This window comes from Helicobacter apodemus, assembly GCF_003097575.1.
Taxonomy (GTDB): Bacteria; Campylobacterota; Campylobacteria; order Campylobacterales; family Helicobacteraceae; genus Helicobacter_D; species Helicobacter_D apodemus.
This window is the reverse complement of sequence record NZ_CP021886.1, coordinates 1,414,035-1,438,330: the sequence shown is the minus strand read 5'-3', so window position 1 is coordinate 1,438,330 and position 24,296 is coordinate 1,414,035. Positions and strand designations below refer to the sequence as shown.

Here is a 24,296-nt window from a genome sequence, read left to right as displayed (position 1 = left end):
TTCCACCTTTTTCACTCCTAAATTTCAATACCTAAATATTATAACCAAATAAAGTCTCATTAGAATTTTGCATTAGCGATTTTAGCTTAAAGCTCTTTCTATGAATGGCACAATAACCATAATCCTTGATAGCCTTTAAATGGGCTTTACTTCCATAGCCTTTATTTTTCTTAAAACCATATTGGGGATAGAGGGTATCTAAATCTCGCATTTCTTTATCCTTAGCATTTTTTGCCACAATACTTGCTGCACTAATACAAGAGAGTTTGCTATCTCCTTTTATAAGCGTTTGTAACGAATCTACCCCAAATTTGCAATTTCCATCAAAAATATATTGTGAAGCTTCTAAATTCTGCAAAATTTCTTTTAAAGCCTCTTTAAGACAAAGAGATAAGCCCTTATCATCAATCTCTTGGTATGTTTTTTTCACTAAATAAAAATCACTAAATTGTTGAATAAGGGGGGCTAAGATATTGCGTTTAGATTCAGAGAGGCTTTTAGAATCTTTTAATTGCACTTTTAGGGCAAGGGGAATATTTTGGCTTAAAACTACCCCACATACAAATAGCGAACCTGCTATACAACCTCTCCCTGCCTCATCAATCCCGCAAATTATAGAATCTAATTTAAAAGGCAAGAAACTTTGCATTAGCGTAAAACATACTTTAAGACTTCTTTAAAATGCTCAACAGGATATATTTGCAATCCCTCTTTAACTTCTTGGGGTATCTCATCTATATCTCTCTCAAAGTTTTTCTTAGGGATTAGCACTTCTTTCATCCCACTTTTATACGCGGCAATAAGCTTCTCTTGCAATCCACCAATAGGCAAGACTTTCCCCCGCAAAGTCAATTCTCCTGTCATAGCTAATGTACTTTTAGCGGGATGATTAGTAAAAATGGAGGCTAAAGCACTCCCTATGGCTATTCCCGCACTTGGACCATCTTTTGGTGTAGCACCCTCTGGCACATGCAAATGAATATCAAAACAATTATAAATGCTTGTTTCAATCTCTGGCTTTTTATTCTTTTGGGCTATCGCAATTAATGTCTTATCAACCTTTAATTCTCCACTATCAATTAAGGACTTCACATAAGAGTAAGCAATTTTGGCACTCTCTTTCATCACATCGCCTAAATTTCCTGTAAGGTTTAAACTCCCCTTGCCTTTAATTTTCAAAGCCTCAATTTTTAAGACATCTCCACCAACACTTGTCCAAGCTAAACCATTGACAAGCCCTACCTCACTTTTCTTATCAGCATTTTCAAACTCAAAAACAATTTTGTCAAGATAATTTCCTATGTTTTTGGGTGTAATGGTTATCTTTTCTTGATTGCCCCTAAGAATCTCTTTAGCAACTTTACGCAAGATTTGTGCGATTTTGCGTCTTAGATTCCTAACCCCTGCTTCCCTTGTATATTTCTCAATCAAAACCTTAATAGCGGGCAAAGTAAAAGAAATTTCAAAGTTTTTTAAGCCGTGTTTCTTTAACTCTTGTGGAATAAGGTATTTTTTAGCGATTTGCTCCTTTTGGCTTGGCGTATAACTATTGATATTAATAAACTCCATCCTATCACGCAAAGGAGCTGGAATCTGTGTAATATCATTAGCAGTAGCGATAAAAACAACTTGGGATAAATCTAAGCTAAAATTTGTGTAATAATCTCTAAATTCTTTATTTTGTTCAGGATCTAAAATCTCTAGCAATACCGAAGAGGGATCTCCCCTAAAAGAATAATGAATTTTATCAATTTCATCTAAAACAACGACTGGATTCATCTCCTTGGCATCAATTAATCCTTGCACGATTCTACCGGGCATTGCCCCAATATAAGTGCGTCTATGCCCCCTTAACTCATTAACATCCTCTAAACCACCAAGTGCAATCCTAATAAGCTTCCGCTTTAAGGCTATGGCAATAGAATTAGCAAGGCTTGTCTTACCAACCCCCGGAGGTCCATAAAAACACAAAATCGTTCCCTTAGAATCATTTTTCTTCTGCCCCCTTAAAGCAAGAAGTTCTCGCACAGCAAAATACTCAACAATTCTTTCTTTGGGTTTTTGCAAGGCATAATGATCTTTATTGAGCTGATTTTCTACTTCTGCTATTTTTAAAGTCTTTGTAGAATAGCTCCCAAAAGGAATCTCCAAAACAAGTTCTATATAATTTTGCAATAAATTCGCATCTGCACTATCAGGATGCATTCTAGAGAGCTTATTGATTTGTTTAGTAATCTCTTTATAAGCATCCTTACTCATTATATCCTTAAAACCCTCTAATTTTTTCCTATATTCCTCTATTTCAACATCTTTGCTATTATCTACTCCAAGCTCTTTTTGGATTTGCTTTAATTGCTCTTTCAAAAAATATTCTTTGTTAATTTTTTCCATTTGAGAATTAACTTTATTTTTAATTTCTTTTTGAATCTGTTGGGCTTTAATCTCTTCCATAATAATATCAATAAGCGTTACAAGTCGTTCTTCAGGATCATTTTCTTTAAAAACTTTATAAGCTTGGTCTTTTTTGAGCCTTGCTGCACTAGCGATTAAATCTGCGGCACGATTGGGATCCATAGTCTCATTAATGCTCCTTAATAAATCTTGCGGAAACATCTGTGAGACACTATATAGAGTGCGTAACTTCTCTTTTAAAACCGATAAAATCGCTTCAACGCGACTGGCATCATAACTGCTTGAAAGAATAGGTGCAATTTCTCCCACCAAAGGGCTTTTAGAAACAATTCCTAAAATACTTCCGCGGCTTAAACCTTGAAAAAGAATCTTTACCCTTCCCTCTGGCAATACAACACGACGCATAATAGTGCCAATTACACCAACATCATAAAAGGATTCTTCCTCATCATTGTCTCTATTTTTAGAAGCTGTAATAAAAATGAGTTTATCTCCACCCTCTATTGCTACATCTATAGCTTTAATACTTTCCTCATCACTAATAAAAAGAGGGACTATCATAAAAGGATACAAAAACATATCCTCTTCAATAATTATTGGTAATTGCTTTGGGAATTCTCCATAACGTTCTAATTGCATATTTCCTACCATTCAAAGATTTTCTGATACCAAGGCGACTTTGCTTCTTGATAAAAAATATCTTTCATCCAAGCATTTTCATCAATTTTTTTCTGATAGTATTCGACAGCTTGTTCCTTATCTTTCTTTTTATAAACCCTTATAATCTCTTTTTCCAAACTAAGATTAGCTAATTGAAGTCTTAGCAATATCATATCCGAAAATGGGCGATAACGTGAATAAGGATATTTTTCACCAAACTTTTCAGCTAATTTAATAGAATCTATTAAAAGTTGCTGGTCTCTATGCTGTTTTGCAAAGGCAAAATAATTTGCCTGCAATTTTAAAAATTCTACAAAATCAATATTCTTTTCATCTCCAAAACGTTTAATAAATTCATCAAAATAAAAACTTGCTAAAAGATACTCCTCTGCTTGCATATGAGCCCTACCCAAAATAAGCATTGCTTCAGAAAGCAAAGGAGAGTTTAAATGCTCACTTTGCAAAGAAACAAAGTAACTATCTGCTTTCTCTAAATCCCCATTACGAATTTCTTTAAGCATATTTTCATACCAATAATCTGCAGATTTATTAATCTCATCAAGGGCTAAACCACTATTAGTTTTTGAAGAACAAGCACTAAGTCCTATAAAACCTATTAAAATACCTATGCTCAAAAAACAAATTTTAAAAAACTTCATCATTTTTATTCCTTAAAAATAGAGATGAGAAATGATATTTTTTGCCTAAAATATATCAATAATATTTTTTGGATTTATTTGCAATTATAACTTAAGTTCTATGTAGGTTTTATAAATTTCTAAACAAAAATTGATTTTTTGCTTTTATTACGCTAGAATATTGGTATAAAATTTTATTCTTTAAAATGATTTTTACAAGGTTCAAGCGTATGGAATTTCTAGTAAAATCTCCAATCTTAGGATTTGAGCATATCCAAAAAATGACATTAGAAAAAATTGCAAAAGATGATGAAACTTTTATGCAACTAAAAAGTTGCGGAGATGATGGGATTTCTTTTACTTTAGTTAATCCTTACACAATGCGAACAGATTATCAATTTGAAATTCCCTCTCCCATTAAAGCACTTTTAGAATTACCAGGAAAAACCAATATAGACCCAGCAAATACCAAACTTGCGATACTAAACATTGTCTGCATTAGAGAACCTATTGAAGAATCTACGGTAAATTTCCTAGCACCCTTATTGTTTAACTTTGAAAACCTCACTATGGCTCAAGTCATTTTAGAGAGTTTTAGATATGAAAATTTTGGCTTATCAGAACCTATCTCAAAGTTTTTTGATTTTAATGCTAAGATATGAAAACACTCCTTGTTATAGGCTATGGAAAAATGGCAAAAGCCATTTGCGAGGGCTTAAAAGGAAAGTTTCAAATACAGGTGTGTGGCAGAGATTCTAAAAAGATTGAAGACTTCTGCCTACCAATCCAAGCAACCCCCAAGCATACTCCCCAAGAGATTGAAATAGATAACCAAGAAGTCTTACTCTGTATAAAGCCTTGTGCACTTCATAGCTTTCAATTCCTAGGAGAAGCAAAATGTCTTTACTCCATACTAAATGCCACCCCCTTAGAAGCCCTACAAAAAACCATAAAATCACAACAATATATCCGTGCAATGCCTAATGTTTGTGCTAGTGTTGGTAAATCTATTACAAGTTTATGCGGTGATAAATCTTACAAAAACGAAGCCTTTGAAATTTTCAATGCCATTGGGAGCTGCATTTGGCTTGAAGAAACATTATTCCCAATAGCAACAGCTCTTAGTGGTTGCTCCCCAGCTTTTCTAGCCCTTATTGCAGAATCTATGATAGATTCTGGAGTAACTAATGGACTAACTAGAGAGCAAGCCACTAAAATAGTTAAAACATTATTTGATGGCTTTGGAACACTGCTTCAAGCCCAACATCCCACACTTTTAAAAGAAAGCGTAATGAGTCCTGGAGGCTCTACTGCTCAAGGAATAGCAAGTCTAGAAAAAAATGCTCTAAGGAATGCCTTTTTTGAAGCCATTTTAGCTTCTAAGAATTTTGCTTGAGAGAAATTGCCATTTTAGGAGCAAGTGGCTCTGGCAAAACCGACCTATCTTTAAATCTTGCAAATAGATTAAATGCCATTATACTTTCTTTAGATTCTTTAAGCATTTACCAACAAATCAATATCGCCTCTGCAAAACCCTCTAAAGAGCAAAGAGGAGAAATACCCCATTTTGGCATAGATGTTTTACACCCAAAAGAAGCACATAATGCACAAATTTTTATTCAAGAATACCAAAGGGCTAAAGCCTATGCAAAAAACTATCAAAAAAACCTCTTAATTGTTGGTGGAACAAGTTTTTATTTAAAAATGCTCTTAGAGGGTCTCTCAACATTCCCCAAACTCACCCAAGAGCAAAAAATAACAATACAAGAAAAAATCAAGGGATTCCCAACACAAGAATCCCGCTTTATGTATCTAAACTCTATAGATAAGACGACAAAAATCCATCCCAATGACGCCTACCGCACCAATAAAGCCCTAGAGATTTATTTTGGCACCTCTTTAACCCCTACACAATATTTTCAACAAAATCCTCCAATACCCCTTTTAAAGAATTGCGAAATTTATGAAATACTCTTATGCAAAGAAGAACTTAAAGAAAACATTACAAAAAGAACACATCTTATGCTACAAAAAGGTCTTATAGAGGAAGCAACAACCCTCTTAAATGACTTTGGAAATACCCACCAATGGGCTAAAAGTATAGGGATTAAAGAAGTAGGACAATTTTTAAAAGGAGTGATTCTAAAAGAGCATTTACAATCACTCATTACAACCCATACTTTACAACTAGCAAAACGGCAAAAAACCTTTAATAAAACACAATTTCAAGAACATTTTTGTGGCAGCACTCAAGAGATTTCACAAATTCTTTTATCTAAAAATTTCTCTTAACCCCTACATAATCTATCGCCTTTAAGCACACTACAAAGTTGGAATACTATTTGCTTTACTCACCACAAAATACTTTTTATAGAAAGGATTGCAAATGTTACGATCTCTATGGTCAGGAGTCGGCGGTATGCAGGCTCATCAAGTTGCATTAGATGTCGAATCTAACAATATTGCCAATGTCAATACAAATGGCTTTAAATACTCCCGTGCAGATTTCTCTACTATGATTGTCCAAACTCAACGCGGTGCGACGGTTCCCTATGCAGGTTTTGGTGGTGTTAATGATTATTCTGTAGGACTTGGAACAGGGATAGAAACCACAACAAAAGTTTTCTCACAAGGATCTTTACAAAACACTAACAGAAAGGCAGACTTAGCACTAACAGGAAATGGTATGTTTGTAGTAAGTGGAAATGGAGGTATATCTCATCTTTATACAAGAGATGGAGGATTTTCCTTTGATGCGGTGGGAAACCTTGTAACAACAAGTGGATACATAGTTCAAGGTTGGCTTAGAGATTTAGGGGAAATTAGCTCATCTAATTCATCGGGTGCAGGAACTGTCGATTCTACTAGACCCACTGGAAACATCACCATTGACCCTCGCCTTACTATCCCAGCAAAAGCGACTAGAAATCTTACAGGAGCTATTAATTTAACAAGTGGGGTAAAAACAGAGCATACTACCCTCCCAAGCTCACTAGATAGCACAGCGACCAATAACTACTTAGCCGGCAGTTTAGATAGAATTTATGATACGAAAGATAGACAACTTGAAGTTGAACAAGATATGGGAGTTATGTTTAATGATGCGGGAGAAGCAATGCGCCTACAAGAAAGTCAAGGCATATGGGTAAGCTATCAAACCGCTACTTCACAACCCCTAAGAATTGATAGTGCTTATGTGGGTTCTACTACTATTACCATTAATGAAGTCAATATTACTTGGACAAATAATCCACAAACTTCTAGATCTTCAAATTTACTGACTGCACAAGTAGCCATTAATAACCAAAAAGATAAGACTGGGGTAGAAGCCCTTATTAGAAGCGGACAACTTATCTTGCAAAATACCAACCAAATTGATGGCGATGTAAGCAAAAAAAATATAAGGGCTAAAATCACAGGTGGAACAGCTTTTACCGATAGCTCTACTATTGCTGTAACTACTGCCTTTAGATACACCTACACTCAACAAACAGACGCGGATTCTGCCTCTGGAAATTTCCGCACGACAGAAGATCTAAGAGCCTTGTTACAACAAGATGCAAACAAGGTGAAACAATTTGGGGGAGATTCCGCTGCAGCAGCGGCTGCCGCTGCTAATAGAACTTTTGTGCAATCAACTTTTAGCGTTAAAGTAATACTCAATAATAGTGGGCAATTTGCGATTGAAAATAAACAAGATGGTTTTAATGCAAGTGCCAATGCAATAGGTATAGGAACTGGTTTAACCCAACCTGCATATGATAACCTTAACATATTTGTCTCTGCTTATAATGATACGTTGACAACTACGAATGTTCTTTTCAAAAATCAAATGAAAGCCTTAAATACAGGGGTATTAGTAGAAGGAGGAAATGTTACAACCTCTGGTGGCTTAAGAATGGCTAAGTTTGCTTCAACGATTGCCATTTATGATAGCCTTGGGAATAAACACAATTTAACCATAGACTTCACCAAAGTTAGGGATAAAGAATGGAGTTGGAAAGTTACCGTTCCAGAACCTGCCGAATTACTTGGGGCTAGTGCACAAAGACCGAATATCTTAGAAGGGGGTAGTGTAACCTTTGGGGATCAAGGCGAATTACTAGGGTTTAACCCCTCTACTATCCAATTTAAACCTAACAATGGAGCGGCTTTTCCGCAAAATATTAATTTAGATTTTGGGACAGCAGGAGGACACTCTGGGCTTACAAGCACAGGTTCAGAGTCTGCGGCTACAAATGTTAATGGAGATGGCTATCCATCAGGACAATTTAAAGAGTTCTACTTTGATAAAACGGGCACAATGATAGGCATTTTTAACAATGGACGCAATCTCGCTTTAGCCCAAGTAGCTATTGCAACATTTGCAAATTATGAAGGTTTGCAAGAATCAGGGAGCAACCTCTATTCAGAAAGTCCAAATTCTGGACGAGCTACCATAGGAACAGCTGGAACAGGAGGTAGGGCAGCTGTAGAAGCTTCTAAATTAGAGATGAGTAATACAGACCTTAGTAGAGGATTAACGCAACTTATTGTCGTGCAAAGAGGTTTCCAAGCAAACTCTAAATCTGTTACTACAGCCGATCAGATTCTCAACACTCTCTTAGGATTAAAACAATAATCCTAAGAGATACTTCTAAATTATCTCCCTTAAATGCTCTTATATTAAAGGCTTAATATCCCTAAAATAAATCTAAAAATTTTCTACTCTGCTATAAACTGGCTTCCTATTCCAGCAGAGGTAAAAAGCTCTAATAAAAGCGAATGTGGAACTCTGCCATCAATAATATGTGCCTTTTCTACACCTTGCTTTACACATTCCAAACATGCCTCCACCTTAGGTATCATACCTCCAACAATCACACCCTTTGTAATTAATTCTTGAGCATCTTGGAGTTTCAAACTCTCTAAAATTTCTTTATCCTCCCCTAAAACCCCTCTAGTATCTGTTAAAAAAATAGCTCTTTTAGCTTTGGTTGCAATTGCTATAGAGCTTGCCGCACTATCTGCATTCACATTAAACCCCGGATGTCCTGATTCCTCGCCACTAGCAATAGGAGCAATCACAGGAATAAGATTTTGCTCTAAGAGATTATCAATCACTTCTGCCCTAACTTCTGTAATCTCTCCTGTGTAACCATATTTCCCATTATCTTTTTCTCTAGCCTGTAACAAAGAAGCATCTTTTCCACTAATACCAATGGCATTTGCACCATTAAAATTTAAAAAAGCCGTAATTTCTTTATTAATTTCACCACTAAGCACCATTTCAACAATCTTTAAAGCATCTATACTCGTTACCCTAAGCCCATTAATAAACTCACTTTTAATTTGCAGCATTTCTAATAATTCATTAATCCTTTTTCCTCCACCGTGGATAATAATAGGTTTAATCCCCAACATATAAAGCAAAACAATATCAATAGCAAATTGCTCTTTTAAATGGGGGTTAATTTGTGCAGCACCCCCATACTTAATCACAATCTTAGAACCCCTAAAAAGCCTAATATAGGGAAGCGAATCAAGCAAAACAGAAACGATTCTAGAATGATTACGCATTTTTTTCCTTTTTGTAGTAAAATAGTCCAAATTATACCAAAAGGATAGCCAATGCAAAACAAAATCGTATTTTTAGATGCTTTAAGTTTAGGGGAGAGTAATATCCAATCAAAACTTGAATCTTTTGGAGCTTACACTGCCTATCCCACGACCAAACCCGAAGAAACCCTGCAACGCTCTAAAGGAGCTAATATCATCCTTAGTAATAAAGTAGTTTTAAATAAAGAGATTTTAGAAGCCCTCAAGCAAGATTTAAAACTTATTTGTATTACCGCAACAGGAACCAATAATGTAGATTTAGAAGCCGCAAAAGCATTGGGTATAGCTGTGAAAAATGTTGCGGGATATTCTACTCAGAGTGTGGCACAACATACTTTAATGTTAGCATTAGGGCTTTGTGCCAAATTACCCTTTTATGATTCTTATGTAAAGAGCAAAGAATATGCTAACAACCCTCTTTTTACAAATCTTTCTTTACCTCTGGAGCTTTTAAATGGCAAAAACTGGGGAATCATTGGACTAGGCTCTATTGGAAAAGAGGTTGCTAGATTAGCATCAGCTTTTGGTGCTAGGGTGTGCTATTACTCAACAAGTGGCAAAAATAACAATACAGACTACCCATCCTTACCCTTAGAAGAGCTTTTAAGAACAAGCTTTGTAGTCTCTATCCACGCACCTTTAAACCCAACGACACAAAATCTACTGCACGCAAAAAATCTCTCACTCCTGCAAGAAAATAGTATTTTAATCAATATCGGAAGAGGCGGGATTGTCAATGAAGAAGATTTAGCACAAGTGCTAAAGCAACAAAGATTCTATGTAGGGCTTGATGTATTTACTAAAGAACCTATGCAAGAAAATAACCCCTTATTAGATAAAAGCATTGCCCATCAACTATTACTTACCCCTCACAATGCTTGGGGGTATGAGCAAAGCAAAGAAGCATTAATTGAAGGGATAGTCAAAAACATTAAAGAGTTTTTAGCTCTTTAAGTGATATTGAATAGGGATTTGGATAATCATATTATTTTGCACCAGCGGAAAACTCTCTTGCGAATCAAAAATAGTTCTTAAAGCCGATTTATCTAAAATAGGGTTTCCTGAAGAATTTATAATCCTGACATTTTGAACTCCCCCACTTGCAAGCAAAGTAAATTCTAGGGTAACAATACCCTCCACCCTCATCATTCTAGCCTTTCTTGGATAATGAAGATTCTTATCAATAGCCTGTTTAATAGCCAGTAAAAGGGGATCATTATTTTTACCAAAAGTTAGCATCTGGGGTGTAGTAGGTGCAGCATTTGTAAGGGTTGGATTAGGATTAGTGGCAACCTTTTGAATCTGTGGCTCTACAACTTCTTTAGGAATTGGCTGAACCATTTTAGCCTCCTTACGATGATGCTTTGGTTTAGCTTTCTTAGGTAAAGGCTTAATCTTATCTATAGGTTTAAGTGGAGGCATTGGGGCTTGAGGTTGCATTTGTGGAGTATTAGGAATAAATTGATTTAAGGAAATAGCAATACTTTGATTCTGCAAACCCACATCTTTGAGTATAAAATTTTCCCTCACATAAAAAATACTAAAAGCAAGGAGTCCATAGATTCCACTTGCTAGGAGAAAAGAATGTAATATTCTATTGTTGTTGTGTAACAATACTGAAATTTTCATGAGCCTTTCCTTTTAAAATATCAATAATTTGGACAAAAGTATCAAATTTAGCATCCTTATCACTCCTTAATTCTACTAAAGTTTTAGGGTTAAGATTTACTAACTCGTTTTTAAGGGTTTCTAAATCCACCAAAGTATCCTCTAAATAAAGTTTATTCTCCTTATCAATAAGGATTTGAATCTTTTTTTCGTCTTGATTAGGTATAGAATTAGAACTCTGCGGCAAATCAATAGGTATCTTTCCTTGAGCAATAAAAGTAGAAACACTTAAAACAATTGCTAATAAAACTAGCATAATATCAATAAAAGGGACAATATTTAAGGATTCATTTTTAGGAATCTTTAACATCGCTATTCCTTGTTTTATAAAGATTACTAAGAAGTGTAACCTTTCGGTAAAAGGCATTATAAACAATTAATGTTGGAATAGCCACAGCAAGCCCCAATGCAGTTGCCTTTAGTGCTAAAGATAAACCTGTCATAATTCCTTTGGTATCAATATTCCCACTTAATCCCATATCATAAAAGGTAATCATAATCCCTATAACTGTCCCTAATAAACCTACATAAGGTGCATTAGAGTAAATAATATAAAGTGTTGTTAAATGCTTAGTAATAGAATCTTCAAAAGATTCTAAAGTAGGGTATTCTTCAAATTCAATCTTTGCAAAAAATATAACCCTCTCAATACTAAGCCAAAGTGCGATAAACCCCATAATTCCTAAAATTCCAAAAATTGCGTAATCGACGCTTTCTTTCAAAAATTCCATTTTACTAATAATCCTTATTTTTATAAAATATTTTGACGATTATAGCATAATTATTTAATAATAAGAAACACTTTTATTATTGTTTATAAAAATTTAAAGCTTATGTGAAAATGTATAAAATTTTATAAATAATATTTAACAAAGAAAGATAAAAGAAAAGATATGGTGCGCTGGGCGAGACTTGAACTCGCACGGGTCTCCCCGCCACCCCCTCAAGATGGTGTGTCTACCATTCCACCACCAGCGCAAGAGTGATAGATTCAAGGATTCCTTGAATCCTACAAACCTAAAATTGCCAAAAACGGGTTTGCATAGAGTAAAATAAGTGCTATAACAAGTGTATAAATAACTTGTGCCTCAATCATTGCTAAAGCAATAAACATTGTTGTCATTAATTTACCGCCAATTCCCGGATTTCTAGCCATACCAGAGATTGTAGCAGCAGCTGTGTTTCCCATACCAATCGCACCACCTAATGCAGCAATACCCAAACCAATACCTGCAGCAATGGCAGAATAAGACAATAAGGTTTCGCCCTCTACAGAATAAGATAATAATGTTTCACCATCAGCGGCAAACACAACACTTGCTAATGCAAAGAAAGCCAAAAGTAACTTTTTCATATTTTCTCCTTAATATTTCAAAGCCTGTTCGGATCTATCCCCTACTTATTGCTTTGTAAGCACACATATTATAGTATTTTTACTAAAACTTTAATAAAAATTATCCCCTTATCCAATCAAGCTCTACCTTATTTTTATTCACTGATAAAACTTCTACTTTTATCTCCTCATCAATTTTTACATAATCAGAAATTTTCCCCTCACCCTTATTCACAACTCTTGAAATATGCAATAATCCATCATACCCTTGCGGTAACTCAACAAATACCCCAAACTCCACGATTTTTTTTATCTTCCCTGTATAAACATCTCCTACCTTATAAACTTCCCAAGGATTAAATCTCTCTTCTTTTTCTTTATTGACAATTCCTAAAATATATTCTTTAGCATCATAAACTTTTTGTTTATTTTTCCCACTTAAACTCACTTCCCCATTATCGCGATTTAAATCAATAGCAACTTCAAATTTCTCAATAATCTCCTTAATGGTTTTTCCTCCTTGTCCTATAACCTCAACGATTTTGCTTGGATGGATAGAAAAAACCTCTAAAGCTGGCAACACGGATTCATTTAAAACAATGTTGCTTTTAGCCTCTTCCATAATTTCTAAAATACGCATTCTTGCCTCTTTGGCTTGGAATAATACTGCTTTTAAGATTTCTATATTTAATCCCGCTAATTTAATATCCATTTGCATAGCTGTAATACCATTTTTTGAACCCGCTATTTTAAAATCCATATCACCATCATGATCTTCTAAGCCCATAATATCTGTTAAAACTGCATACTCTTCCCCCTCACAAACTAATCCCATAGCCACTCCTGCAATTAAACTAGTGCATTCTACACCCGCTGCTACAAGAGCTAAAGAACCTCCACAAACCGTTGCCATAGAAGAAGAACCATTAGATTCTAAAATTTCAGAAACAAGACGAATAGTCTTGAATCTTCCCTCTATAAGACTAGATTCTAAGGCTCTTTTTGCTAAATTTCCATGCCCCAACTCTCGTCTTCCAGGTGCTGATACACTACTTGCCTCCCCAACACAAAAAGGAGGAAAATTATAATGCACCATAAACCTCTCTTTAGAGGAACATTTATCGGTTAATAACTCATAACTTTGTGCATCCATTTCTCCACCTAAAGTTGCTACAACCAAAGCTTGGGTTTGCCCCCTTGTAAAAAGTGCACTAGAGTGTGCATTAGGCAAAATATTAGTTTGGATACTAATAGGGCGGATTTCATCAAGCCTCCTCCCATCCGCTCTTTTTTTCTCTTTTAATATCATAGTTCGCACAATTTCTTTTTTAATCCTCAAAGTTGTCTCTAAGGCTCTTTCTTGTAAATATTCTATATCTTGTGGGTTTTTCTCCCTCCACTCTTGCAATATTTTCTTTACAAAAGCATTAAGCTTACTATTAAGTTCTGTTTTACTAAGCAAATAAATTACTGCCTTTAATTCTTCTAAATGGTTTTGCCTAATATAAGATTCTATTTTATCGCATACAAAATTTTTTCTACCCTCTTTTAAACTGATAGCTGCTTTTAGAAAAGGAGAAAAATGCTGAATAATAAGCTTATTTTTTTGCACTATCATCTCTTGTGCTAACCTTAAAGCTTCTAAAATTGTTTCTTCATCAACTTCATTCGCACTAAAATAAGCCAATTCATTTTCTAAAAATGTATTAGTGAGATTAAGAGGATTAGAATTTTCTTTGGCTTGAATACCTCCAAAACTACGCATTTCAATCATCAATAAATCTTCATTAGCCCCACTAACCAATAAATCTAAAGTGCTTCGCTCTAATTCTTTGGCACTAGGATTAACAATAAACTTTTCATCAATCCTACCTATACGCACAGCACTAACAGGAATACTAATGGGTATTTCTGAAACAAAAAGTGCCGCACTTGCAGCATTTAAAGCTAAAATTTGTAAATCCGCATCAGACTCTACACTTAAGACTAAAATCGTAATTTGTGTAGGGTAACAATAATCTTTAGGAAAAAGCGGACGCAAACTTCTATCTACTATTCTAGCACTTAGGGTTTCAAAATCACCAGGTTTAGCCTCTCTTTTTACATAACCACCCGGAAACTTTCCTGCGGCATAAGCTTTTTCTATGTATTGCACAGTTAAAGGCAAGAAATCCTCTTCTACAATCTCATCAGTATCAATAGCAATGGTAGCTAAAAGGACATTATTGCCTTGTTGATAATATACGCTTCCGCTTGTTGATTGTGCAAAAGTATCAAAAGTGTATTTTTCTTGCTGATTTAAAAATGATAGATTCACCGCTTGCATTATTTCTCCTTAAGGCTATTGTATTTGGGTAAAAATTTCCTCAATAATAGATACAGGTATTTCTGTATAATCCCTATAATAATACCCAACATCTACAAAATCTTTTAATTTATAAAGACAAAAAACACCATCTATTGTCTCTTCAATGGCTTTAGCAACTTCTAAAGGAGCTACAGGTGTTGCACAATAAATTGTTTTAGCTTGCAGGGTAACCATAGATTTAATTGACGCAAAAGCAGTAATGCCACTATCAATACCTTCATCAACCAATAAAACATGTTTATCTTTAAAAGACATCAGAGGATTCCCTTTACGATGCTGATAAATTAGAGGCAACATTTTATCGTCATATTGCCTCTCTACTTCACCATAAACATAATCCAAACTAATCCCAAAAGATTCTACTAAAGAATCATTAATAACAACATCTTTAGTTTCTGTTGCCATAGCAATTTCACATTCTGGATTATTAGGAGCATAAATAGAAGCAGTAAAAAGAACAGCCAAAGGGGCCTTTATGGTTTGTGCTAATTTGTGAGCAAAATAAACTCCCGCAAATGAAATTCCTACTACTACGCAATCTTCTTTAAGAAAAAAATTTAGAGGTAAATTATTTAACAACTTCGCTAAAGCATCTTCACGATTCTCAAAAAAGATCTTACGTCTTGGAGAATGCTGTGAGTTCCCTAACAAATCCAAATCCTTACCCCTTCTTAATTACCAATCTTTACATCACTACTTAAAAGCGGTATAAACTTAACCGTTAAAAGAACATGCTTATCATTTCTTGCTTCAGCCCCTCTAGTGGTTAGCACAGGATTGATTGTATTGACATATTTAATCCCAAAGGCAAAACACCGAATTTCTGTATCAATACCAATTTGCCAAGTCTTGAAATAATTTTCTTTATAATCATAACCAACATTAGCATATAAATTAAAATTTTCAAATTCTTTTTTAAATCCTGCATTAATATAATTTGCCTCTCCAAATCTCCCTTTTACAATATCATTTCTAGCAAATTGCTCACGAATAAAATGGCTAAATGTTCCTGTTAAAAAATCCTCTTTATACTCAACTTGATGGGTAGCCTCAGATATTTTACCTCTTGAATGGGAATAAAAAATACTACTTAAAAATCTCCAACGATGATTATAAAAATACTGGACTTCATTTTGAAGTTCCCCTACGCGTTGATTAGCACCCTCAAAATAAAAAGCCTGACTAATTCTATGGGATAATAATAAAACATTCTCTAAATCATAAAAATATTGAGAGCCACTTAATAAAAACTCCTGTCTATCTCCGGGCAATTCAAAAAAATCCGTAAAGCTTCCCTTTTTATTATCAGCTCCAGGCAATGTATATTGCAAGCCCAAGTTTAGAGTATGCCCAAAATTAGTATATTTTTTTACCAAATCCATATCCCCACTAAAAACATAATGATGGCTAAAATATCTTCCATTTTCTAAATGCAAACTAGAAGTATTACTATAATTTACCATTGTTCCATAAAATACTGGCGATACAGAAACATTTATATAATCATCAAATAAACTTTGCGTATAAATAAAAGGCAATCTCGCTTCTTGTTGAATCGCACGATAACCTATGGGCCTTGTATAATTTTTCACACCATAATCAAAGGAATAATAAAAATTATCCACTAAAATACTATCTATTTGTCGGTGATATTGAATCTCTGGCAATGTCTGCAGAGTTTCTGCATTGCTTGTTTTTTCTAAATCAGAATAATATCTACCATAAAGCCCTATATAATCATTATCGCTTTTTAAAAAATAATTTAAACGCGAAGTAAGCAAACTACCTTGTAAATCTGCCCTCTCCCTTACCCTCTCTGTTTGAGTTTTAAAATAATCAATATCAGAAATTTGAGAAATATCTGCATATAAACCATCTTCACGGAAATAATTATGCGATTTTGTCAATAAGTCTTTGCGTGAATATTCAAACTGCACTCCATAATGTTCTTGATTTTCTAAATTATAAGTATTTTGATAACTATCCGTATTTCTAAAAATTCCAAAATTTAACCAAAAAATCTGATTTTTATCATCAACCACCCGAATTTCATCATAAAATCCTACACCTCTTTTCGTCCTAATCTGTGGAGAGAAAGTCATATCCCACCAATTATTTGGAGCAACAAAGATGGGCTGTGAGTAAATCAAACCATCATTACGAGAATTCCCAACTATTGGATAGAGCAAACCGCTTTTCCTTTGGTAACCCGCTGAAAAAGATAAATAAGGAAAATACAAAATAGGTATATCATACACGCACAAACGAGGGTGCCACACTTTTAACCACTCTTTATTAGCATCATATTCCCCTTGTGAGGCTTGAATCTTCCAAATAGGGTTATGTACACTACAAGCTGAAAGCGTAGCATCTTCTAGCTGATAAACACTACCATCAAATTCCGCACTCTTAGAATCTACCCATAAACCACTTTGTAACTCTTGCAAATAAAAAGGCTCTAAAAAAGAATAATCCTCTTGGATTTTAATCTTCACCTTTTGTGCCTTTAAATAAAGCGAATTTCCTTTATAGGCATTAACACTATCTATAAGCGTTATTTCTCCTGTTTGTGTATCATAAATGGCTTTATTAGCCGTTACAAAATAATCTAAATTGATAATAGTGACATTGCCTTTTCCTATAATTTGTGCCTTATCATACTCCACATCATCGGCTAAAAACTCAAAAACAACTTCTTGATTTTTACCAAAATGCTTAATAGAAGGTCTAGCATTTATAATGCTAGACATCGTTATAAGGGTTGCAAGGGCAATTAAAGAAGCACTTTTTCTCAAAAACATTACTTAATCTCTATAACAATAGTATTGGCAATTCTATCGTGCAAACCTTGATAAATCTTACTACTTAGAATGAATATAAAAGGAATATAAGTCAAGATTATGCTTAATAATCTAATTAAAGAGCGTAAAAAGGATTGCATAACACTAGGATTATCTAAAAGAGCCACTTCAATAACCTTAATCCTAACTACCATTTTGCCTATTGTTGCCCCATAAAGTTTGACAAAAAGCCAATGATAAACAAGAGCAATCCCAAGCATTGAGAATGTATAATCTGATACAATCTTTAAGACAATTTCTATATCTTGAGAGTTTTGCGAGATCGCCTCCCAAGCAATCCCAATTATTATCATACTTATAAGTAATTCATCAATTACAAAAGCAACAAATCGTTTCCATAAGGGAGCTATTTGTAGCTCCTCTCTTGCAAGTATTTCTTCAATTTGCTCTACTTTCATTATTTCTCCAACACCTGATGGGCAATATCTTTACGAAACTGCATTCCATCAAACTTTATAGTTTTCACTATTCCATAAGCATTTTTAGCCGCTTCTTTGACATTTCTACCCTTACCCACACATACAAGAACTCTTCCACCACTTGCTAAAAGATACTTTCCACCTCTTTCTACCCCAGCAAAAACGATAGAAGCATTTTCCAAAGGAGTAGCAGTATCTAAAAAAGTAATTTTTTCTTTTTTGGAATTTTTATAAGGATATTCTTTAGAAGCAACCACCACACCAACGCAAACATTCTCCTCTAATTCATAATCAATTTTTTGCAAATCACCCTTAGCACAAGCCATAAAACAATCTAAAAGCCCTCTTTTAAATAAAGGCATTAATACTTCGCATTCTGGGTCCCCAAAGCGGACATTAAATTCCAACAAATAAGGTCTATCTTTCACCACCATAATACCGCAAAAAAGAACACCGCTAAAGGGATTTCCCTCTCTTTCCATACCTGTTAAAGTAGGATCAATAATCGTCTCTTTAATTTCTTCAAGGAGTGCAGGAGTTGCCAAAGAAGATGGAGCATAAGCCCCCATTCCTCCAGTATTAGGACCCTTATCACCATCTAATAGTCGTTTATGATCTTGTGCAGCAGGCAAAAGTATAAAATCCTTACCATCACACATTGCAAAGACGGATAATTCAAAACCCTCTAAATATTCTTCAATCACGATTTTTCGACCAGAATCCCCAAAAGCCTTACCACTTAGCATCTCTTTAGCGGTAGCTTTTGCCTCTGCATAACTTTGAGCAATGATTACGCCCTTACCCGCACATAAACCATCTGCTTTAAGAACAACAGGAAGATTTAAAGACTCTATAAACCTACAAGCTTCTGCATAGTCTTGTGTTTGCAAAAATGTTGCTGTTGGAATATCATATTTTCTTGCAAATTCTTTCATATAAACCTTAGAACCCTCTAATCTAGCAGCCTTCGCACTAGGACCAAAAACTAAAATATCATTTTCTCTTAATCTATCCGCTAAACCTTCTACTAAAGGAGCTTCAGGACCTATTACAACAAGCCCTATTTTTTGCCTTACTGCAAATTCTACAAAATCTTTATCGGTTTTAAAGTTAATATTTTTCCCTAATTTTTCTGTTGCGCCATTGCCGGGATAAAAATAGATTCCATCAATCCTGCATTCTTTTTGTAATGCTAAACCAATGGCATATTCTCTACCACCACTTCCAACAATCACAATCTCCATATTTCACCTTTGTTTTTAATCTTTAAAATCTTTAACCTAAAAACTTTAAAAATTAAAAACCCAAGTGAACGTTCTATTCGTGTAAGCCCATAAATGGCAAAAATTCCAATCATAAGCTTCTTATTAGGCGGCAGATTCTCATCTCAACTTAAGAGACTAATAACGAAAACACCATCACACAAAGAAGTCTATATGACCAGCACTACTCAATGTGTTGGACCCAAAATAAAATTACGTTTCACTCAGGCAACTAGAATTATAAAATATCCTACCTAAAGTAGCTTTTAATTATTGTAAGATATAGAAATAAAAAATTAAATATTTTTTTGGCAGAATTGCAAAATTATTTTAAAATCTTTTGGAGCACATATATGAAAAAATTCTTTTTATGGGTTATTGTATGCCTTAGTTTTTTAAATGCTGAAGATTGTGTTTGCTTTGAACTCAAAGGTGAGTTTGGAGAAGAAATTAAAGCTATCTTAAAAAAATATTCTAAAAATCTAGGTGCAAAAGATATTCAAGTTATTCGTGAAGATGAGGATTTAACCCTACAAGAAAAAAATTTTTTAGAAAGCTTAATTGGCACAGGTAAAGTTAATTCTACCAATAAACAAGCGAATTTAGAAAACGGGGAAAAGCTTTTTCGAAGAGATTGTGCGACCTGTCATGGAAAAAATGCAGAAGTTTCTGTTGCTAATAAGCCCCCTATTAACACTTGGAAAGCCACAGATATTGCCGATGAACTTAAAAACTACCAAAACCAAACCTTTCAAGGACAATCACGTTTTATTAAAAACCAAATCGCCCAACGTTACACCAAAAAAGATATGGAGGATATTGGATATTATATAGAAACACTCCGATAATTCTAAGTATAGAACTTAGAATCAAGAGCATTTAAGCCATTCTCTCCACATACTCTACAACAAGGATTGCGTTTTACATTAATTTTTCTAAACTCCATATCTCTAATATCGCAGCTTAGCAATTGATTAAAAAGCGGTTTGCCAACCCCTGTAAGTATTTTAATAGCTTCATTAGCTTCAATGCAACCAAAAAGGCCTGCTACTGAACCTAAAATCCCTACTTCAGCACTTGTTAAAACAGCTCCTTTAGGGGGCTTATCAAAAAGACAAGCATAACAAGCACTCTCTTTGGGTTTAATGCTCATAGCCTGTCCGCAAAAGTGTAAAGCACTCCCTCTTACTAAAACTTTATTCGCCAAAACACAGGCATCATTGACTAAAAACTTTGAAACAAAAGCATCTGTGGCTTCAATCACTAAATCATAATCTTTCAAAATCCCTAAAATATTATTCACATTTAATCGCTCTTTATGAGTATTAATTTTAAGGGTTGGGTTTAAAATCTCTAGCTTTTCCTTAGCAGATTGTGCTTTATTTTTTTGTAAATCTTGCGTATTATGTAAAATCTGTCTTTGAAGGTTACTTAAATCTAAAACATCCCCATCACATATCCCAATTTCACCTACACCCGCTGCTGCTAGATAATACAACACAGGAGATCCAAGCCCACCTGCACCTACTACCAAAACTTTAGCCCTCTTTAATCTCTGCTGACCTTCTTCCCCCATACCCTCTAATAAAATATTCCGATTATACCTTTCTAGCTCTTCTGTGCTTAACGCCATTTTCATTTCCTTAAACAACCAAAATATTTTCAATTATAGCCTAGTTTAGCCATTATTTCTTTAATTTTATCACTATTAAAGATAATATTATTAGAATTTTTTGTTACAATATTTTTAAAATTCTATAAAAAGCTTAAAATCACAAATTAGGACAACTATATGCAAGACAATCTCAAAAAAACACTTCTAGAGACATCAAAAAACATAGCCATTTTAGGACTCTCTCCTGATTCTACAAAAACAAGCCATCAAGTTGCTAAATATCTCCTCCAAAAAGGGTTTAACATCATCCCTATTTATCCAAAAGGGGGAGAAATTTTAGGCAAACAAGCCCATCATTCTTTGCAAGAAGCCTTTAGTGAAGAATCTATCAAAAAAAATGGAGCAATAGAAATACTCAATATTTTCCGAAAAAGTGAGGCATTATCAGGAATCGCTAAAGAAATTATAGGGCTTCCTAACAAACCTAAATGCGTATGGATTCAATTAGGATTACAAAGTAAAGAGGCTAAAGATATTTTAGAGCAAAATAATCTATTTTATCTTGAAAATACTTGTATTAAGCTTGAATATGAAAGGCTATGTTTATGATTGCTTTAGCTAAGTTTATTGATGCTAAAAAGCGTTTAGAGGGTATCTCCCAACATACAAAACTTGCTTTTGCTCCAAAACTTAGTCAAATTAGCCAATCCCAAGTTTATGTTAAACAAGAAAATCTTCAAAACACCGGCTCTTTCAAACTAAGGGGTGCCTTTAATAAAATCTCCACTTTAAGCCAATCCCAAAGGTTAAAAGGAGTGATTGCGGCAAGTGCTGGTAATCACGCCCAAGGCGTAGCATATAGCGCAAAACACTATGGCATAAAAGCGGTGATTGTAATGCCAGAGGCTACACCCTTACTAAAAGTTATGGGGGTTAAAGAATTAGGGGCAGAGGCTATCTTATATGGCAATAATTACGATGAAGCTTATGCTTATGCAATCAATTATGCTAAAGAAAATGAGCTTCATTTCATTCATCCCTTTAGCGATGATGAAGTTATAGCCGGACAAGGAACGATTGCTTTAGAAATGATAGAAGACCAAAACAACTTAACAACTATTGTTGTCCCTGTTGGTGGTGGTGGATTAATTTCTGGGATAGCCTCCGTGTATAAACAAATGCTTCCTAACACAAGAATTATAGGAGTTGTTGCTAAAGGAGCACCGGGAATGTATCACTCCTTTTATCAAAAAAGTATTCAAAGCACAAAAGATGTCCGAACTATCGCTGATGGCATAGCAGTGCGTGATGTCAATGAAAAGAACTTTCATTATATTTTAGAGAGCGTTGATGAGATTGTAATGGTTGATGACGAGGAAATTGCTAATGCGATTTTATACCTTTTAGAGAAACAAAAACTTGTTGTAGAAGGTGCTGGTGCAAGTGTAGTTGCCGCACTCTTGCACCATAAATTTACCATCAAAGAAAAAGAATCTGTTGGGCTTGTCTTAAGTGGTGGGAATATCGATGTAAATATGCTTGGGGTTATCATAGAAAAAGGACTAGTCCGTTCTCATCGCAAAATGAGCTTTAGCGTTACACTTATTGATAAACCCGGGAGTTTAGAACGTCTAAGTAATCTACTTTCTAATCTCCAAGCTAATATTGTAAAAGTAGATTTTGATAGAGTCTCTGCTTCTTTAGTCTATGGAGATGCCAATATTTCTGTAAGATTAGAAACAAAAGGAGCCGAACACCAAGAACAAATCCGCAAAGCTTTATTACTTAATGGCTATAAATTTACAGAATCTTGAAGGTCAAATTTGGAAGAAAAGAAGGTTTATCTTTACTTAGGGATTTTACTCTTTTTAGATGCTTTATTGATATTTTCTCTTAGCAATATTCTTAGTATTGAAACTTACAAAATAGAAACTTTTAGATATATGGGCTTCAATGAATTTACTTTTAGGAGCATTTTTTTATTCCTTCATTTTTGTAATGCACTTTTGCTTTTTGTCTTTTCCAAAAATTTCTTAAAGCGTCCTAGTGATGCACTTTTTTGCACACTCTTATTTTTATTATTGCCCGGTGTTAATCTTGATATAATAATGTTTTTAAAAGGACAAGTCATCATCTTTTTTCCCTTACTTTTGTGCTTACTGCAACAAAAAAGTCAAAAGATTCCCTACTGGTTACTCGCTATAATGGCAATACTTGATAAAAGCTTTTCACTAGTTTTTTTAGCACTTATCTTTTATGGCATCTCTAAAAAAGATACTTTTTTAATCCTCTCCTCCCTTGCATTTTTTGCTTTAAATATGTATCTTTTTGGTTTAAATATAGGGGGATACCCTAGAGGATATTTTATAGACACTAGTGCATACTTGCTCTTTCTTTTCTCTCCTTTAGTTTTTCTTTATTTTCTCTATGTGCTTTATCGCTTTATAAATACGCAAAATAAACCGCTTATTTGGTATATCTCCATAACCACTTTGTGCTTTATTTTGTTACTCTCTTTAAGACAAAAAGTCGATATACCCTCTTTTGCCCCTTTATTAATAGTTAGCTTACCCCTAATGACAAAACTTTATTTCTGTGGGCTTAGAGTGCGGTTACCTCAATTTAGAATGCGTTATAAAGCCCCCTTTATTATAACTTTTATTGTCTTATTAGCTTTCACTTTTGGGCTATTTTTTAGCAAGCCTTTAATGCTTTTGCGCGATACCATTCTTTTTGCCTCTCAAAGCTATGAAACACCGCTTTAATGGCTTTAGCCTTTTTGAGATTTTATTAGTTTTATCCCTTATTAGTATTTTTAGCTCCATAGCCCTTATTGCCTACCCAAAATCCCACCTAAAAGAAGCACAAGAACAGATTATTAACCATTTACATTTTACAAAATACCTTGCACTTCACACGACAAAGACTATCCATCAAGCCCCCTTTTGTCAAAGCGATTCTTGTCAAGAAGAAAGAAAACATTTTGAAGATAGCTTTTGGAGATTACAATTTACCAATCTTAAAAATATTGGTTGGGCTTATTCCATCTTTAGCGATAGTGCTAGAAAGGCTAAAACAAAAAATTTTGATAATAGACCTATGGACTCTTTTGAAATAGCTAGAAATCCCTTTGACAATAAGTATTTAAGCGTTTATACTTACAATAATACCAAATTTGCTAATGGTTTAAGAGAGGGGGATTTATCCTTACAAAAACGTTATAAAATAAGCAACATTAGAACAAAAGGTGGGTGCGGGGAATATGAGGGTGGAAGAATACTTTTTGATGATTTAGGGTTTTTGCGTTGCAAAATTGCTAATAAACCTGTGAGTTTTCCAACTGATATGGTTATTATAGAGCTATTTGATGATTTTAAAAGAAGTGCAAAAATCTGTATTTTACAAAGTGGATTTATCAAAAAATGTTAATTTAATAAAAAAATGCTACAATGTCGCATTAAT

24 protein-coding genes and 1 tRNA gene are annotated in these 24,296 nt (G+C 34.3%); 10 read left to right on the top strand and 15 right to left on the bottom strand.

Annotated features, from left to right (window positions below; genetic code table 11):
* Nucleotides 1-31 precede the first annotated feature (31 nt).
* The 3 genes from rnhB to bamD are packed head-to-tail and all read right to left on the bottom strand — an operon-like array spanning nucleotide 32 to nucleotide 3,734.
* A complete protein-coding gene (gene rnhB, locus CDV25_RS07110) occupies nucleotides 32-649 on the bottom strand; it encodes a ribonuclease HII (protein ID WP_108911359.1) in 618 nt (205 codons plus the stop codon).
* The gene (lon, locus tag CDV25_RS07105; RefSeq protein ID WP_108911853.1) at nucleotides 649-3,051 is read right to left on the bottom strand and encodes an endopeptidase La; all 2,403 of its coding nucleotides are present in this window, start codon (nucleotides 3,049-3,051) and stop codon (nucleotides 649-651) included. The genes rnhB and lon overlap by 1 nt, the downstream gene beginning before the upstream one ends.
* Before the next feature lie 5 nt (nucleotides 3,052-3,056).
* On the bottom strand, nucleotides 3,057-3,734 hold the full coding sequence (gene bamD, locus CDV25_RS07100) for an outer membrane protein assembly factor BamD (protein WP_034552719.1): 678 nt from the start codon (nucleotides 3,732-3,734) through the stop codon (nucleotides 3,057-3,059).
* A 206-nt stretch (nucleotides 3,735-3,940) separates the two neighbouring features.
* Here bamD and fliW point away from each other — a divergent pair, with 206 nt between their 5' ends.
* The 4 genes from fliW to flgE all read left to right on the top strand — a co-directional run bounded on the left by fliW (nucleotide 3,941) and on the right by flgE (nucleotide 8,331).
* On the top strand, nucleotides 3,941-4,372 hold the full coding sequence (gene fliW, locus CDV25_RS07095) for a flagellar assembly protein FliW (protein ID WP_108911358.1): 432 nt from the start codon (nucleotides 3,941-3,943) through the stop codon (nucleotides 4,370-4,372).
* A complete protein-coding gene (locus CDV25_RS07090; RefSeq protein ID WP_108911357.1) occupies nucleotides 4,369-5,106 on the top strand; it encodes a pyrroline-5-carboxylate reductase in 738 nt (245 codons plus the stop codon). Before fliW ends, CDV25_RS07090 begins: the two co-directional genes overlap by 4 nt.
* Complete coding sequence (gene miaA / locus CDV25_RS07085) at nucleotides 5,103-6,002, top strand: tRNA (adenosine(37)-N6)-dimethylallyltransferase MiaA (protein WP_108911356.1); 900 nt, start codon at nucleotides 5,103-5,105, stop codon at nucleotides 6,000-6,002. The genes CDV25_RS07090 and miaA overlap by 4 nt, the downstream gene beginning before the upstream one ends.
* A gap of 94 nt (nucleotides 6,003-6,096) precedes the next feature.
* Entirely contained in the window at nucleotides 6,097-8,331 is a 2,235-nt protein-coding gene (gene flgE / locus CDV25_RS07080; RefSeq protein WP_108911355.1) for a flagellar hook protein FlgE, read from the top strand.
* 83 nt (nucleotides 8,332-8,414) lie between these two features.
* Here flgE and argB read toward each other — a convergent pair whose 3' ends face one another.
* On the bottom strand, nucleotides 8,415-9,269 hold the full coding sequence (argB, locus tag CDV25_RS07075; protein WP_108911354.1) for an acetylglutamate kinase: 855 nt from the start codon (nucleotides 9,267-9,269) through the stop codon (nucleotides 8,415-8,417).
* Between the two features lie 51 nt (nucleotides 9,270-9,320).
* Here argB and CDV25_RS07070 point away from each other — a divergent pair, with 51 nt between their 5' ends.
* Nucleotides 9,321-10,262: a D-2-hydroxyacid dehydrogenase gene (locus tag CDV25_RS07070; RefSeq protein WP_108911353.1), complete on the top strand. Its 942-nt coding sequence runs from the start codon at nucleotides 9,321-9,323 to the stop codon at nucleotides 10,260-10,262.
* Here the strand turns inward: CDV25_RS07070 and CDV25_RS07065 are convergent.
* The 10 genes from CDV25_RS07065 to purD form a co-directional block, all read right to left on the bottom strand.
* Nucleotides 10,251-10,937, bottom strand: a complete 687-nt coding sequence (locus tag CDV25_RS07065; RefSeq protein WP_239056342.1) for an energy transducer TonB — start codon at nucleotides 10,935-10,937, stop codon at nucleotides 10,251-10,253. The genes CDV25_RS07070 and CDV25_RS07065 overlap by 12 nt on opposite strands.
* Nucleotides 10,903-11,286 carry a TonB system transport protein ExbD gene (gene exbD, locus CDV25_RS07060; protein WP_108911352.1) on the bottom strand — a complete coding sequence of 128 codons (384 nt, stop codon included), beginning with the start codon at nucleotides 11,284-11,286 and terminating at the stop codon, nucleotides 10,903-10,905. The genes CDV25_RS07065 and exbD overlap by 35 nt, the downstream gene beginning before the upstream one ends.
* Nucleotides 11,270-11,707, bottom strand: a complete 438-nt coding sequence (gene exbB, locus CDV25_RS07055) for a TonB-system energizer ExbB (RefSeq protein ID WP_108911351.1) — start codon at nucleotides 11,705-11,707, stop codon at nucleotides 11,270-11,272. The genes exbD and exbB overlap by 17 nt, the downstream gene beginning before the upstream one ends.
* Nucleotides 11,708-11,870: 163 nt before the next feature.
* Nucleotides 11,871-11,954 (bottom strand) — tRNA-Leu (locus CDV25_RS07050).
* Nucleotides 11,955-11,985: 31 nt separating this feature from the next.
* The gene (locus CDV25_RS07045; protein WP_108911350.1) at nucleotides 11,986-12,330 is read right to left on the bottom strand and encodes a F0F1 ATP synthase subunit C; all 345 of its coding nucleotides are present in this window, start codon (nucleotides 12,328-12,330) and stop codon (nucleotides 11,986-11,988) included.
* Between the two features lie 100 nt (nucleotides 12,331-12,430).
* A complete protein-coding gene (locus CDV25_RS07040; protein WP_108911349.1) occupies nucleotides 12,431-14,635 on the bottom strand; it encodes a polyribonucleotide nucleotidyltransferase in 2,205 nt (734 codons plus the stop codon).
* Nucleotides 14,636-14,650: 15 nt separating this feature from the next.
* Complete coding sequence (locus CDV25_RS07035; protein WP_108911348.1) at nucleotides 14,651-15,328, bottom strand: phosphoribosyltransferase; 678 nt, start codon at nucleotides 15,326-15,328, stop codon at nucleotides 14,651-14,653.
* A 20-nt stretch (nucleotides 15,329-15,348) separates the two neighbouring features.
* Nucleotides 15,349-17,478, bottom strand: coding sequence for an LPS-assembly protein LptD (locus CDV25_RS07030; protein WP_108911347.1), 2,130 nt, complete (start codon nucleotides 17,476-17,478; stop codon nucleotides 15,349-15,351).
* On the bottom strand, nucleotides 17,478-17,936 hold the full coding sequence (locus tag CDV25_RS07025; RefSeq protein ID WP_108911346.1) for an RDD family protein: 459 nt from the start codon (nucleotides 17,934-17,936) through the stop codon (nucleotides 17,478-17,480). The genes CDV25_RS07030 and CDV25_RS07025 overlap by 1 nt, the downstream gene beginning before the upstream one ends.
* On the bottom strand, nucleotides 17,936-19,201 hold the full coding sequence (purD, locus tag CDV25_RS07020) for a phosphoribosylamine--glycine ligase (protein WP_108911345.1): 1,266 nt from the start codon (nucleotides 19,199-19,201) through the stop codon (nucleotides 17,936-17,938). Before purD ends, CDV25_RS07025 begins: the two co-directional genes overlap by 1 nt.
* 371 nt (nucleotides 19,202-19,572) lie before the next feature.
* Between purD and CDV25_RS07015 the strand changes: the two genes are divergently transcribed.
* A complete protein-coding gene (locus CDV25_RS07015) occupies nucleotides 19,573-20,067 on the top strand; it encodes a c-type cytochrome (protein ID WP_108911344.1) in 495 nt (164 codons plus the stop codon).
* Nucleotides 20,068-20,069: 2 nt separating this feature from the next.
* Here the strand turns inward: CDV25_RS07015 and CDV25_RS07010 are convergent, their stop codons facing one another.
* Nucleotides 20,070-20,852 (bottom strand): HesA/MoeB/ThiF family protein, encoded by a 783-nt coding sequence (locus tag CDV25_RS07010; protein ID WP_108911343.1) that lies wholly within the window; start codon nucleotides 20,850-20,852, stop codon nucleotides 20,070-20,072.
* Nucleotides 20,853-21,011: 159 nt separating this feature from the next.
* Between CDV25_RS07010 and CDV25_RS07005 the strand changes: the two genes are divergently transcribed.
* From CDV25_RS07005 to CDV25_RS06990, 4 genes are read left to right on the top strand one after another with little or no spacing between them, the layout of a single operon-like run.
* Nucleotides 21,012-21,443, top strand: a complete 432-nt coding sequence (locus CDV25_RS07005) for a CoA-binding protein (RefSeq protein ID WP_108911342.1) — start codon at nucleotides 21,012-21,014, stop codon at nucleotides 21,441-21,443.
* Nucleotides 21,440-22,648 carry a threonine ammonia-lyase gene (gene ilvA / locus CDV25_RS07000; protein ID WP_108911341.1) on the top strand — a complete coding sequence of 403 codons (1,209 nt, stop codon included), beginning with the start codon at nucleotides 21,440-21,442 and terminating at the stop codon, nucleotides 22,646-22,648. Before CDV25_RS07005 ends, ilvA begins: the two co-directional genes overlap by 4 nt.
* Before the next feature lie 9 nt (nucleotides 22,649-22,657).
* A complete protein-coding gene (locus CDV25_RS06995) occupies nucleotides 22,658-23,599 on the top strand; it encodes a hypothetical protein (RefSeq protein WP_108911340.1) in 942 nt (313 codons plus the stop codon).
* Nucleotides 23,583-24,263 carry a pilus assembly FimT family protein gene (locus CDV25_RS06990; protein WP_108911339.1) on the top strand — a complete coding sequence of 227 codons (681 nt, stop codon included), beginning with the start codon at nucleotides 23,583-23,585 and terminating at the stop codon, nucleotides 24,261-24,263. The genes CDV25_RS06995 and CDV25_RS06990 overlap by 17 nt, the downstream gene beginning before the upstream one ends.
* Nucleotides 24,264-24,296: the final 33 nt, after the last annotated feature.